Source organism: Leptospira kanakyensis (genome assembly GCF_004769235.1).
GTDB classification, from domain to species: Bacteria; Spirochaetota; Leptospiria; order Leptospirales; family Leptospiraceae; genus Leptospira_A; species Leptospira_A kanakyensis.
The window spans coordinates 17,063-30,645 of record NZ_RQFG01000012.1 but is presented as its reverse complement, the minus strand read 5'-3'; the positions used below and the strand labels follow the sequence as shown (position 1 = coordinate 30,645).

Here is a 13,583-nt window from a genome sequence, read left to right as displayed (position 1 = left end):
ATTCGAAATTTTTTTAGATTCCGAATCTTTTCTTTGGAAACCCTAAAGTTTCATTATGGGTGGATGTGCGAATTTCTTCTTTTGGATCGAAATTGAAGGGAGTGAGATAACTTCCACTGGTTCCATTTGATCGAAATCAAATCCCAGATAAAATAGAAGATCACACCTGAATCCAATTTGGATTGTCCCCAAGTACGAAGCCCAAAGGTATACCCAACTTCGGCGATCTTTTCCGTACGAACTGAACCCAAAATTTCAAAAAGAATTTTATAACCTCTTGGGTGGAGTTTTCCTTTGGTTTCTAAGTAAATCGATTTTCTGATTCCAAAAAATCCACTCATCGGATCGGAGATAGGAACAGGGAATAACCACTCAGAGATTTTGGTTGCAAATTGACTGGCTAACTTTCTGAAGATAGGAAAATTTCCGTAACCACCATCGGAACTTCGACGTGTAGCAACGACGATATCATTTTCGTTTAGGAGTCGAATGACATCAGGAATTTTTGTATAATCATGTTGGAAATCGGCATCCACAACAACTAAATTGTCACCTTCTGCTTTTCCGTATCCATAGGTAACAGCCGAGCTAAGTCCTCTTTCTGTCGTGCGGACAAAGGGTTTGATCCTTTTGTCATACTGTGCAAGGACTTTGGCAACTTCATAGGTTCCATCAGGTGAGTTGTCATCTACAATCACGATCTCAAAGTCGATCGATTCTTTTTCAAGAATCCGTGAGATGGTTTCAGCACAGTTTTTAATATTACCGGCTTCATTAAATGTTGGAAGTATGATACTTGTTTTATTTTGCATGACTGGTCATTTAACTTTTTTCGTTTTTAAAAAAGCCCCTTTGTTTGATTTTTAATACATAACTCGCCACTAGTACAGGAATCAGCAATGGCCTTGGAACATTCGGAAAACAATTGGTATTGTTTGGTGCAAAGAATCTCACAAGCAAATTGATACATCTTAGGATCTTGTGATTTTTTTTGTTCTTCTGTTAAACAGAGACTTGCTTTTTCACAAAGTAACTTACATTCCCCAGACTCTGTTGATTTTGCTTTGATTCCAAATTTGGGTGCGTTGTCTTTGGAGAAGTCCAACAGAGTTACGAGGACTAAAAGGAAAAGAAGGATTCCATATTTTTTCATCGTTTCTCTCCTTTACTCCATACACTGACTTCTGACTGAAAGGAACGTTTATCAACTTTTCGAAGGGCATCGGCGATTTGATAAGAATCGAGGATTAGATGTTGTTTCCATTGGTACCAAGAAGTTTTCTTTTCAAAGTGATCAGGGAAAGATGTTGATTCACTATAGTTAATTAGAATCTCCGCATTGGGGCATGTTTCTTTATATGTCAGTGGTAAAGCGAAACTTACTTTCGAAGTTTTGAGTTTGTTTTGTACGTCCATGGCTGTCCAAGGATTTTCAGCGATGACACAAACTTCTTTTCCATCAGCATTAATGTTTTGTTTGGTGATGTCTGGATCTGACATCGGCCGTAGAAGGAAAACCATAGTTATAGGAACAAGGAGTAGTTGTGGTATAAAAATTCCGTAAAACTTGAATTTTTCATTTCGGAAAAAGAAAATAACACTGAGTGTTACGATGATTCCAAATAGTGATATGGAAAACAAAACGGGTAACCGTAATACAACGGCAATGGCCACAAATAAAAAGTAGATGATGGGAATCGAAAAACTATTGAAACGGGACAGGACTAATGATTCCCAACTTATTTTTTTCATTGCAGGAAGTAAAAAAAGTAAGCTGATGAATGGAGTTACATAATACGGATCTTTGCGATTTGGTAATAAGTGAAAAATAGTCACAAACAAAAGAAAAACAAGGATTGTCATCACGAGAAACTGGTTTCTTTGGTTAGAAGGTTTTTTTAAACTAATCCAAAGGATATGTAAGATAGGAATAGTAAAAGGAACGGTGTAAAGTAACCATCCTCCCCAAATCCTAAGACCCGATTGGTTGGTTGCATAAAATTTCCCCATGTTTTCCGTGATAAAAAAGAATCGGAGTAACTCTTTTCCTGAATCGGTAAACAAATACAAATAAGAAATCCAAAGGATAGGGATGAGGAAAGATAGGCCAAATGATAAGAGTGTGTTTTTTTCTTTCCAGATTGGATCAAAGGAGATCTGAAATTTTCCATTCCTAACATGAATCATCTTAATATAGAGATAACTGATTAAAAATAGTACAATATAGATGTGAAGGATTGGGCCTTTGAGTAAATATCCGAAACCAACAAAAAAACTTCCCCATATTACGTACGTTAAACTCTTTTTATTTTTTGATTTGTAGAATAAGAATATATAAAGAAGGGTAAAAAATACCATGGCCCCTTCCATCATCAGTAAACCAAAAAATTTAAGCGAGAGAAAGGAGAAGGCAAAAGTAAACGTTGCAAGTTTTGTTTCTTTTAAAGACTTGCTGATCGATAAATAGAGTTTATAAAAGAGGGTCAAAGTCCCAATTCCAAAGAAAAAAGAAACCAATCTTTCTGCCAAGTAACTCACACCAAAAATTCGATCGAAGAACATGCCCAACCAAAAGAGTAGCGGAGGTTTGTAAGGATTGGGTAAACCTGAAAGAACAGGCAAAGTATAACTTCCTAATTCCAGACTTTCTCGAATGGAACGAATGTGCATGATTTCATCACCCTGAGGGAAAGGAAGGTCGGGAACACCAAGGGTTATGGCAAAAATCGTAGAAAAAATAAAAAGAATAACAAAAAACATTTCGCCCCCTTTTATCCATAAACGAAGATATTGACTGGTCAGTCAACGTAATTAAATTTTAAATAACGAATGAAATTTAAAGAAATTGAGGATTGGTTCTCAAAATAGATAGGATTTTTGGGACTTAGACTGGTTCTTTTGGATCTGGAGGATCTTTGGGTGGGGATGATGGGAGAATCTTTTTCTTTTGTGCGTGAATGACTGATATTTTGGTTAGAATTTTAGACTGATTCATTCCTTTGGGTCAGGAATCAGAATTTGTATTGGAAATTTTCAAGAATTAATTAGTCGCCAAACGGGTATCATGTTGCGATATTAGGTTATGTTGTTGTCAGGTTTTTTTTAGTGAAACAAGTAAACTTAAGTTTGGTTGTTTGTTTTGTTCTTTTGATTTTGAATTGCCTGTCTAGTAGAGATAAATGTTATGAAAACTTAGTGCCCGGTTATAAATCATATTGTGAAACAGTTTGAGAATTTTCTAAAAGGTGCAGGTTGTAATCTGAGGCAAACGAATCAAATATTTATTGTATTGATGTATACTTTTCTTTTATTGTTTTCATTCCGATTGAATTCTCAAAGTAACAAAGATAAATACATCGATTGGAAATCCTATGAATTAAATTTAAACCAAAGTATATATGATTGCAACGAAAGAAAAGAATGTCTATCAAGATGTAACAATAATAAAGACGGGAATTATCATATACCGATTCCACTACCGGCGTTTCCTAATTCAACTGAACATTACAAGATGGCATTTCAGGACTGCAATCGAAAGTGTTTTCGTGAGGTAGTATGTTTACCGAGATCTCCTAGGGATTAAACCTGCGAGAAGGATACGGCGGGCTTGGTCGGAGGAGGCGATCGCCTCAGACGACGGAAGCGTGAGCGCACCCCAGAGTAGCCTGGTCTCGACAAACATCGAAAAAGTGGAAGCTAGATTGTCATTATGTTTGGTTTTGGATTTTAATTTCGGGACTCGCCCTTGTAATCCCTTTCTATAAGTAAGGGAGTGTTCCAATTAGTTTTGTTTAATCCATTGTTCGATTTTTCATTGGATTGGATGGATTTTGTAATTTTTCGTTTTTATAAAAATCTCGTTTTCACTTAGATCTTGGCGTTTTTGTTCGATATAAATTAGTTTCATTCAAGGGAAGTTTGTTTTCTGATGAAACTTTTTAAAATTCTACTCTCTGCCTTTTTTGTTCTTTTAATCATTCTGGGCATCCTCTATTACAATCGATTGCTTTTACTTCGTTATTCACTTGGTTGGATTACTGACATTCGCCATCCGCGAGAGCCGAACCATCCAGTGCCTTGGCTTGCTGGGCCTGAGAGTTCAAAAGAAACAATAAAAACTCGGCCACCAAATATCATTGTGATTATGGCAGATGATTTGGGTTTTAATGATGTCACTACGTATGGCGGTGGTTATGCGGACTTGGGTGTTCCCACTCCTAATATTGATTCAATCGCTAAGGAAGGGGTTCGCTTTGATTCTGGATATTCGGGAAGTGCCGTCTGCACGGTTTCTCGTGCCGCCCTAATGACGGGAAGGTATCCCTCTCGTTTTGGAGTGGAGTTTACGCCGACACCGGGGGCATTGGCAAGAGTGGGAGCTGATTTGTATGCTGATCCTGGACGTTTGTATCCCGTTGTGATTGATAAAGAAAAGGCAGAAAAATCAAAAAGTTTTAATGAATTAGGAATGCCAGGTTCGGAAATTACAATCGCAGAAGTTTTGAAAGAACGAGGTTACCATTCCATACACATTGGGAAATGGCATTTGGGAAGTACGGAGGAGATGCGCCCCAACAAACAAGGATTTGATGAGACGCTTTTTATGGAGAGTGGTTTGTATCTTCCGGTGGATGATCCCAATGTCTATAATTCAAAACAAGATTTTGATCCTATTGATCGATTTTTATGGCCCAATATGCGTTTTGGTGTGAGTTACAATGGAGGTAAGTGGTTTGAACCTAGTCGTTATTTGACAGATTATTTTACTGATGAAGCAGTTAAGGTAATCAAAACAAACAAACATAGACCTTTCTTTTTATTTTTAGCGCACTGGGCCGTACACACCCCTTTACAAGCAAGTAAGGAAGATTACGATGCTCTTTCCCATATTAAGGATCATCGGAAACGAGTGTATTTGAGTATGATTCGTTCTCTTGATCGGAGTGTTGGGAAAGTATTGGAATCAATAAAACAAGAAGGGTTGGATGAAAACACGATTGTGATTTTTACCAGTGATAATGGAGCACCAAATTATATTGGACTACCTGATGTAAATTCACCGTACCGCGGTTGGAAGTTGACTCTCTTTCAAGGTGGAATCCGTGTTCCCTATGTGGCGAAGTGGCCAGGCCAGATCAAACCGGGTACAAAATACAAAACTCCCATTACCAACATTGATATTTTGCCAACTGTTGCCAGTGCTGCTGGCGTAAAACTAGCATTAGATAGAGAGATTGATGGAGTGAACCTCCTGCCGTATTTGAAAGGTCAGATGATCCAGAAGCAAAGACCACTTTTTTGGAGTGATGGATATTACCAAACTGTCCAGGCCGATGGATGGAAATTGATTCGAACAGAACGTCCGAAAAAGAAATGGTTGTTTCATTTAGATAGTGATCCTTTGGAAAAGAAAAATATTGTTTCTCTTTTTCCAGAAAGATTAGCGGAGTTAGAAGGTTTATTGGAACATTATAATAAACAAATGCCTAAACCACTTTGGCCATCTTTTATTGAATTTCCTGTTTCTATTGATAAAACCTTAGATCAAAAACAAGAAGCAGATGACGAATACACCTATTGGGTGAACTAAAATTTTCTCATCTAGTATGAAAATGACGAGTTTTGTTTTATCATTTTTACTTTGGCAATGTTCGTTGATTCAAAATCATTTTGGAATCAAAAAATTTTGTCATTATCCAAAATCAAATGAGAATTCAAACCTTTTCGGAATGGTATGGATTCCCTCGGGAAACTTTGAAAAGGGATCCAATGTGTATCCTGAGGAATCGCCGATTTATAACACAACTGTTTCTGGATTCTGGATGGATGAAACAGAAGTTACCAATGATGAATTTGCAAAATTTGTTTGGGAGACAGGTTATCAAACGGAAGCAGAGACACAATTGATTCCGAATGTATCTGCGATTGATTCAGGACTGTATAGACCGGGGGCCGTTGTCTTTCAAAAACCAAAAACTCATAAAGAGACTCACTCTGTACTCGATTGGTGGCGTTATGTTCCTGGAACCAATTGGCGTCATCCCGATGGGCCAAATTCTTCGATTGAAGGGAAGGGATCATATCCTGTAGTCGCAGTCAGTTATCAGGATGCTAATTCTTATGCAAAATGGAAGGGACGTACCTTACCGACAGAGGTGGAGTGGGAATGGGCAGCGGCGAATGGAAGTCGGGAAGAGGCCAATACATGGCAAGGTGAGTTTCCTTACTTAGATGAAGGGAAAGATGGGTTTATGGGAATTTCACCTGTTGGTTGTTTTGCGAAAAATAAATTTGGCCTTTATGATATGATAGGAAATGTTTGGGAATACACTGCAGATTCATGGCCAGTGGACAAGTCTTTAGATAAATCAAAATACCATACCATCAAAGGTGGATCGTATCTTTGTTCGCCAAACTATTGCAAACGATACAGGGCAGCTGCAAAACAGCCTCAAGAAGACCAATTGGCAAGTAATCATATTGGGTTTCGAACCATCATACGCAATCATTTCGATACATTCAAAAAAAACTAAAGGAAAAATTATGAAGTTAATGCAACTCAAGTCTCACTATTTCAAGATTCTATTCTTGTCTATCTGTTCACTAGGTTCACTCACACTGTCTTGTTCTTGGGATCGTTTCGTCCTCAGTCGAGTCAATGAAAGCACAACAGTAAAGGCAAACGCGGCAAAAGAACTTTTGGCAAAAGATAAAATTACCATTGTTCTTACGGGAACAGGTTCTCCTCTGCCTTCGGAAAGCATTCAAAATTCCACGGCCATATTTGTAAATGGTCAGTTTTTGTTATTTGATGCTGGTGATGGTGTTGCTATGGCGATGGAAAAGTTACACCTGCCAGTCTCGGAAATAGGGGCTGTGTTTATTACACATTTTCATTCGGATCATTTTGCAGACTTAGGGGAAGTGATTGATCGCAGTTGGTTATTAGGAAGACAAAAACCTCTAACCGTATATGGGCCGAAAGGAGTTACAGATCTTGTAAATGGTTTTTTAAAGAGTTATCAATCTGAATACTACTACCGCACCAAACACCATGGTGAATCCGTAATGCCATCGCAGTGGAAAGGGGCAAAATCAAATGAATTTTCTCCTAAATCTGACGGGTCCTCGAAAATTATTTATGAGAAGGATGGGGTAGTGGTTTATGGTTTCTTTGTCAATCATGAACCTGTGGAGCCGGCTGTTGGTTATCGAGTGGAATACAAAGGGAAGTCCATTGTGATTTCTGGTGATACTGCTAATTCTGAATTTTTGAAGAAACAGTCATTTGGTGTTGATTATCTAATTTCAGAAGTGATGAACAAGTCAATGATTGCAAAAGTTGAAAAGGCTTATGAATCAATCAATCATCCGCGATTTACCAAAATTATGAAAGACATTCAATTATATCATATTGATGCTACAGAGTTAGGAATTTTGACTGAAGAAGCAAAGGTAAAAACATTAGTTTTAACTCATATGATTCCGTTTGTGAAAGGTTATATCCAAACGAAAGCTATTTACAAAGATCCAATTCTGAAAGTGTTTCATGGAGATTTGATTATTGGACATGATGGTAAAAGAATTGAAATTCCTTTACCGTAATCTTTAGATAACTTTGGTGTGAGTTGGTTCTACATTAAAACAAATAAGTAAATGTAGGACCAATTTCCCAACCACGTAGACTCAGTGGATTGATTTCTGCCTCTGCATAAACCCCACCAGCTGTGATTCCAAAATACTTACTTAAAAAAACTGTGACAGACCCTCTTACTTCCCAAGCAGCAAGGACAGGGTTTCTTCTCACGTCAGACCTTAAGAATAAAAACTTATAAGGATTGTATTGTAAGCGTAAACCAACATTCCCAAATTCTTTATCAATGGCATTGTATAAAGGTAGTGCATAAGCACTTCCTAAACCTTGGTATGCCCAAGCGTTTCCGATAGCAGCAGGATCTGAGGGTAAAAGTGAATTGTCCGACCTTTGTATAACTCCAACTGTAGAAAATACATTGGCATAAAACCTGGCATCACGGTATTGAAAGTAAGGTTCAATTTCCCAGTTTTTGAAATAATTGAATTTAAATCCGAGTGAATAGATATTAATTTTCATACTATCATTTACTTGAATTTTAGGAAAAGCAACATAATGGTTTGATACATTCGTTGTTTCTAATACATTGTTCCATTCGTAATTTCCAGTCCTTAGAAATTGTCGAACAGAGAATACTGCAGAAACTAAATCTGAAATTTTTTGTGTATAATCAACTCGCAAGTTTCTGACAACATGATCAGAAGAAGAATCAAAGGAACGAATGGGAACTGTCCCTTGGTTTGCGGGTGACATCTTTAGGTCGATGGAGGTATACCCATAAGCAAACAACCATTTATCGTTAGCCAATGTAAAAACAGAACCTTGGTTTGTTCCTGATCCTTCGGAGGGAAAATTTGTCGTGCCAGCATTGGTAAGGCCAGTTTTTTTCCCGATTCCCGGATTTGTAATGAGTCCCGTATTGGGATCACGGTGTGCAAAAGGGATATTCGGATTGGTCTGGATTTCTGCCTTTCCGGCACCAGCATAGAAAAGGAATCGCCACCGTTCCTTTTCTGTTACTTCGTCCTCAGGTTTCAAATTTAGACCGTCTGGCTTGGTTTGGGATAGGTTTGTGGGTTCTTTTGTCGTAGATTGTGCCAAAAGAGGGGAATATACGAATAAGGTAAGGATTAGGCTCCATAGAACTTGTTTCATTGGGTCTCTCGGTAGTGTTTTGGACACTGTTCACTAAAGACCCGATTTGGGTAGATTGAAATCTGCTATTACAGATATGTTTCCAATATATTGTATTTATTGGTTAGATCCTGGATTGGAATCTTTCTTTTTTTAAATCATTTTTTCTAATCTTTTGAATGTCTCACCTTCTATCTGTTAGTTCGTAAGTAATTGTATAGAAAGGGCCAATGATTCAATAATTAAGAGAATGATAGGTGATTGATTATACAATTCGCGCAATGTAATGGGTTTAAATGTTAAGGTTCTGTTCTTTGGATCTCAAAACTATGTTTATTCTTTAACCTTTGGTTGGTTTGATAAAAATTGTATGAAAATAAAAACCTTAGTTCTATTTCTCTTTTTAATCTTATTCAATGATTGTAACACTACAAAATCAAAAACCCCAGCAAATGATTCAGAACATATCCATTTGGAAGAATTTAATGCCGAGTTTGAAAAAAAAATTTATGAAGTGGCTCCTGGAGTTTATTCTGCGGTCGGTTATGGAATCGCGAATTCAATCTTACTCGTAGGGAAGGATGGTCTTGTCATCATTGATACATTAGATGAGTTGAAGGCATCCAAACAAGTTTTAGAAGATTTTAGAAAGATTTCTTCTTTGCCAATCAAAGCAATCATTTACACACATAGTCATCCAGATCATATTTTTGGTTCTGGGTCGTTTGTTACCGATGTTTCACCGGAAGTTTATGCACACGAAAGTTTGCTCCCTACGGTTCAGAAACTAGCCAGTGAAACCACTCCCATCATTGGAACGAGAAGTGCTCGTATGTTTGGTAATTATTTAGAAAAAAGTGATTTGGTCAATGTGGGGATTGGGCCTTACCAAGGTTACAATGCCGATACAAAATTAGATTTTGTTCCTCCTACAAAAACCTTTCGCGACAGTCTCAACATTGAAGTATCAGGAATACGGCTGAGACTCATCCATGCTCCAGGTGAAACGGATGATCAAATTTATATTTATCATCCAGAAAAGAATATCTTATTCGTAGGTGATAATATTTATAAAGCATTTCCCAATTTATATACGATCCGAGGGACTTGGTTTCGTAGTTTAAAACATTGGTATGAATCACTTGATATTATACGAAATTTAAAACCAGAACATTTAGTTCCCAGTCATGGAAAACCAATCTCGGGAAAATCATATATTTATGATATTGTGACTGATTATCGCGATGCCGTACAATTTGTACATGATCAGTCGTTGCGTGGTATCAATGCAGGTTACCATCCTGATGACTTAGTGCAATTGGTTCAATTGCCAGAACATTTAAAAAAATCTCCTTATCTAAAAGAAATTTATGGAAAAGTATCTTGGTCTGTGCGTTCCGCATTTGCCGGAAATTTAGGTTGGTTTAGTGGTGATGCAGCTGAATTACATCCCTTAGATCGAAAGGTTTATGCCGACTTAATTGTGGATTTAGCCGGTGGAAGTGAGAACTTACTCAAGTATACAAAAAGTAAACTCCAAATAAAAGAATACCAGACGGTATTAACACTATCAGGTTACCTGCTGCGTCATGATCCAAAATTGACAGATGTTATTCCTTTGCGAATTGAGGCCCTTGAAAAATTAGGAGTGTCAGAATCCAATGCCAATGCAAAACACTATTATCTTACCGAAGCATTGGAGTTACGTAACCAGTTTGTCGCTAAAATTAAGGTAAGACCGAGCCCTGAATTGTTACGACGTTATCCAGTAAAAGTAATTTTAAGTAGTTTTGTTGCCAATTTGGATCCGAAGCTGAGTTTCGATACAGACGAAAAAGTAGGATTTATTTTTCTCGATACAAAAGAAACGTATACCATTCATTTAAGGAAAGGGGTAGCGGAGGTCATTCCTAGTTTGATCGCTGATGCGGATTTGATTGTGGAATTAAATTCACAAGATTGGAAAGAAATGTTAACCCGATTGAAATCACCTGCAACTACACTTCTTAAGTTTCGATTTAAAAAAGGGAATTTGTTATCTTTTACTCAGTTTCTAAAGAAGTTTTCACCAAAAGAACAAATTCTTACTTTAAAGGTTCCTACCAATCAATAGGAAAATAATCTTTTAGAAATTTCCCGATCCAATGTTTCCCTGTGTTGACACCGTCAAACAGGGGATCAACGACCCTGGCGGCACCATCAACTATATCGAGAGGTGGTTGGAAATCATGAAGATCCTGTTTTCTTTTTGCAAGTTCGATCGGGTCTTCATCTGTTACCCAACCTGTGTCTACCGCATTCATAAAGATTCCATCTTGTGCAAAATCTTCAGCGGATGTATGAGTCATCATATTGAGGGCTGCTTTGGCCATATTTGTATGCGGATGGCGGTCTTCTTTTTTGAACCTATGAAATTTTCCTTCCATAGCTGATACGTTGATGATATGTTTTTTTCCAGTATTGTCCCTTCGCATAATGCCTACGAGACGATTGCAGAGCACAAACGGCGCCACTGCATTCACCAATTGCACTTCTAACATTTCTGAAGTATTAATTTCGCCAAGCCTTAGTCGCCAACTATTCGTTTTGCGAAGATCTACTTGTTGTAAATCAGCATCCAGTTCTCCTTCCGGGAATACCGCTTCTAGTTCGTGAGAATTATCATGCGAATAGGGGATTTGAGAAAGGGCAGCAGAAGAACGAATTCCTACACCCGGAGTTTTGTGGTTCCAACTCACAGCAAGAGCTGTGGCTGTATCTTTCATCTCAGAATCTGATCTATAGGAATCTAACTCTTGTTTGCAATGTTGGTAAAAACTAAGTAACTTTTGTGCCTCTTGGGGTAACTCAGATAAAGTTAGTTTTTCTGTGTCTAGAAGGTGACCGTAGAAACCAGGAGGTCGTCTTACCGTTTGTGCTGCATTATTGATGAGGATGTCTAAACGTTCTAAATGATTTTCTAAAAATTTACAAAAAATTTCGACACTGGGCGTGTGTCGTAAATCTAGTCCAAAAATCTGCAAACGGTCTTTCCATAAATGGAAATCGGTTTCTTTGGAAAACCGAATGGCAGAATCATTGGGAAATCTTGTTGTGGCAATGACACGAGCACCTGAACGTAACAAAAGTAAGGTGGATTGGTATCCGATTTTTAATCTGGATCCAGTGATGACCGCAACTGTCCCTCTTAGGTCAGCAGTTTGAAATCTTTTGGAATAATTGAGTTCTGCACAATTAGAACACATCGAATCATAAAAAAAATGGAGTTTGGTAAATGGAGTTTTGCAGATATAACATGGTTTGGGATTCGAAAGTTCTTCTGCTTTGTCCCAGGACCATCCAGCTGTATTGGAAATTTGTAGGGGGGCTTGGAATACGGCCGTTTCCCTTGCTCGTCTAATTCCAGTTAAGGCAGTTTTTTGTTTTTCCTGAACTTTGAGAGTTTGTTTTTTTTCGACGCGAACCGTGCGGTTTCTCTTCCGGACTTCATTTCTGTCTGGGCGAGAAATTTTCCCACAGAGGATCATGAGTTCCAATCGTTTTTCATCAGAGATCGTTACAAGTTCCTTCGGCGAGTCCAGAAGTGTTTTTAGATCCTGTAACAAGGAATCGATGTCCATAAAGCCAGAGTTTTGGTTCGCGATAGCGAATCAAGTATCTATCTGACAACTTGGAAGGTTAGGTAATGGCTACTTTTTTAATGCAGAAAGTAAATTGAATTCCACAAGGATACTCCAAGGTCTTTTGCTTTGGCCAATGCGCACAGGTTTTAGAATCCTCGCTGTATTTGTATTGTCGATAAAGGTAAAACTCTCTCCCCTTTGAATTTTTCGTTTGGCTTCATCGCTGAGAAATGTTGCGGGGGTTCCTAAAAATTCGATATCTGGGTGAGAAGCAAAATTCCCGTTGAAAGTGATGAGAGATGTTTTACCAATCCCAAAAAGTTTTTTAGGAGATAACTCTGATTGTAATTGTTCCAATGAAAAGTCAGCTCCCAATATCCCTGCAAATTTAGAATGTAAAAATAAATTAGTCATTAGGCTTGTCATTTTTACTGTTTTCCCTTCGATTGGATAGTCGTAAGGTTCCATCATGACATCCTCTCCCAAATCGCGGGGGTGAGTATACCATTCATCTTCACCGACTATATCATAACCTTGTAAGGGTTCGATGGAAATCCTTCCTGTATGTCTATGGCAATAAGGAACAAATCTTCCTTTAGAATCATGACCTTCTTTGTTTGTATATTCAGAGTCCATTAAATCGATAACATTTGGTTCGCAGCAGATTGCATATGCCAGTTGTTGTTCATTCTGAATTAAGTATTCTTGTAAAATAAGAAGTAGGTGTTCACGTTTCATTCCAATATTAGCATGAACTAAACTTTGTATTAAAAACTTTAAACCGTAAAGAGAAGTAGCCATGATATAAAACTTAGATTCAAGTTCTTTGGCAATATTATTTGTCCAAAGTTCTGCGTAATCTATGATCGATTGTTTTTCCATTTCAAAAACATCAGCATTGGCTGAGGTGTTTTCGATATTAATACGAGATAGAATTTCTGAGATTTTTTTTGTGGCTTCAGATGTTTGAAAAGATAATTTTGTCACTTCGTTCGCGACAATTTCAAAACCACGTCCGTGTTCTCCTGCCCGCGCGGCTTCTATGGATGCATTGAGTGCTAATAAGTTGGTTTGTTTTGCAACTTGTTGGATGGATCCGGCAACAGAACCAATTTCTTTGGATCTTTCTCCAAATGAATCGATAAGATCTTTGAGTTTTCGCATCCCTAGGTTAGAATAACTGTCTTCCATATCTTATCCTTATTGTTCGAAATAAACCTACATATAATATC

Annotated in this window: 10 protein-coding genes; 4 read left to right on the top strand and 6 right to left on the bottom strand. The window is 37.7% G+C overall.

Annotation, left to right across the window (positions count from 1 at the left end; all coding sequences use genetic code 11):
* Positions 1–53: 53 nt before the first annotated feature.
* From EHQ16_RS09685 to EHQ16_RS09675, 3 genes are read right to left on the bottom strand one after another with little or no spacing between them, the layout of a single operon-like run.
* The gene (locus EHQ16_RS09685) at positions 54–812 is read right to left on the bottom strand and encodes a polyprenol monophosphomannose synthase (RefSeq protein ID WP_135636053.1); all 759 of its coding nucleotides are present in this window, start codon (positions 810–812) and stop codon (positions 54–56) included.
* Positions 813–838: 26 nt separating this feature from the next.
* On the bottom strand, positions 839–1,153 hold the full coding sequence (locus EHQ16_RS09680) for a hypothetical protein (RefSeq protein WP_135636055.1): 315 nt from the start codon (positions 1,151–1,153) through the stop codon (positions 839–841).
* Entirely contained in the window at positions 1,150–2,760 is a 1,611-nt protein-coding gene (locus EHQ16_RS09675) for an ArnT family glycosyltransferase (RefSeq protein ID WP_135636057.1), read from the bottom strand. The genes EHQ16_RS09680 and EHQ16_RS09675 overlap by 4 nt, the downstream gene beginning before the upstream one ends.
* A gap of 1,168 nt (positions 2,761–3,928) precedes the next feature.
* On the opposite strand from EHQ16_RS09675, the gene EHQ16_RS09670 reads away from it, so the two are divergent.
* The 3 genes from EHQ16_RS09670 to EHQ16_RS09660 all read left to right on the top strand — a co-directional run bounded on the left by EHQ16_RS09670 (position 3,929) and on the right by EHQ16_RS09660 (position 7,605).
* On the top strand, positions 3,929–5,590 hold the full coding sequence (locus EHQ16_RS09670; protein WP_135636059.1) for a sulfatase-like hydrolase/transferase: 1,662 nt from the start codon (positions 3,929–3,931) through the stop codon (positions 5,588–5,590).
* Positions 5,591–5,729: 139 nt separating this feature from the next.
* Positions 5,730–6,533 (top strand): SUMF1/EgtB/PvdO family nonheme iron enzyme, encoded by an 804-nt coding sequence (locus EHQ16_RS09665; protein ID WP_244242026.1) that lies wholly within the window; start codon positions 5,730–5,732, stop codon positions 6,531–6,533.
* A 10-nt stretch (positions 6,534–6,543) separates the two neighbouring features.
* Positions 6,544–7,605 (top strand): MBL fold metallo-hydrolase, encoded by a 1,062-nt coding sequence (locus tag EHQ16_RS09660; RefSeq protein ID WP_244242025.1) that lies wholly within the window; start codon positions 6,544–6,546, stop codon positions 7,603–7,605.
* Between the two features lie 34 nt (positions 7,606–7,639).
* Here EHQ16_RS09660 and EHQ16_RS09655 read toward each other — a convergent pair whose 3' ends face one another.
* Positions 7,640–8,749, bottom strand: coding sequence for a hypothetical protein (locus tag EHQ16_RS09655; protein WP_135636063.1), 1,110 nt, complete (start codon positions 8,747–8,749; stop codon positions 7,640–7,642).
* A gap of 349 nt (positions 8,750–9,098) precedes the next feature.
* On the opposite strand from EHQ16_RS09655, the gene EHQ16_RS09650 reads away from it, so the two are divergent.
* Positions 9,099–10,841 (top strand): alkyl sulfatase dimerization domain-containing protein, encoded by a 1,743-nt coding sequence (locus tag EHQ16_RS09650; RefSeq protein ID WP_135636065.1) that lies wholly within the window; start codon positions 9,099–9,101, stop codon positions 10,839–10,841.
* On the opposite strand, the gene EHQ16_RS09645 is transcribed toward EHQ16_RS09650, so the two are convergent.
* Together EHQ16_RS09645 and EHQ16_RS19655 are read right to left on the bottom strand one after the other, a co-directional pair.
* A complete protein-coding gene (locus EHQ16_RS09645; RefSeq protein ID WP_135636067.1) occupies positions 10,828–12,348 on the bottom strand; it encodes an SDR family oxidoreductase in 1,521 nt (506 codons plus the stop codon). The two genes, EHQ16_RS09650 and EHQ16_RS09645, sit on opposite strands and share 14 nt — an antisense overlap.
* A 69-nt stretch (positions 12,349–12,417) precedes the next feature.
* Positions 12,418–13,542: a methyl-accepting chemotaxis protein gene (locus EHQ16_RS19655; RefSeq protein ID WP_135636069.1), complete on the bottom strand. Its 1,125-nt coding sequence runs from the start codon at positions 13,540–13,542 to the stop codon at positions 12,418–12,420.
* Positions 13,543–13,583: the final 41 nt, after the last annotated feature.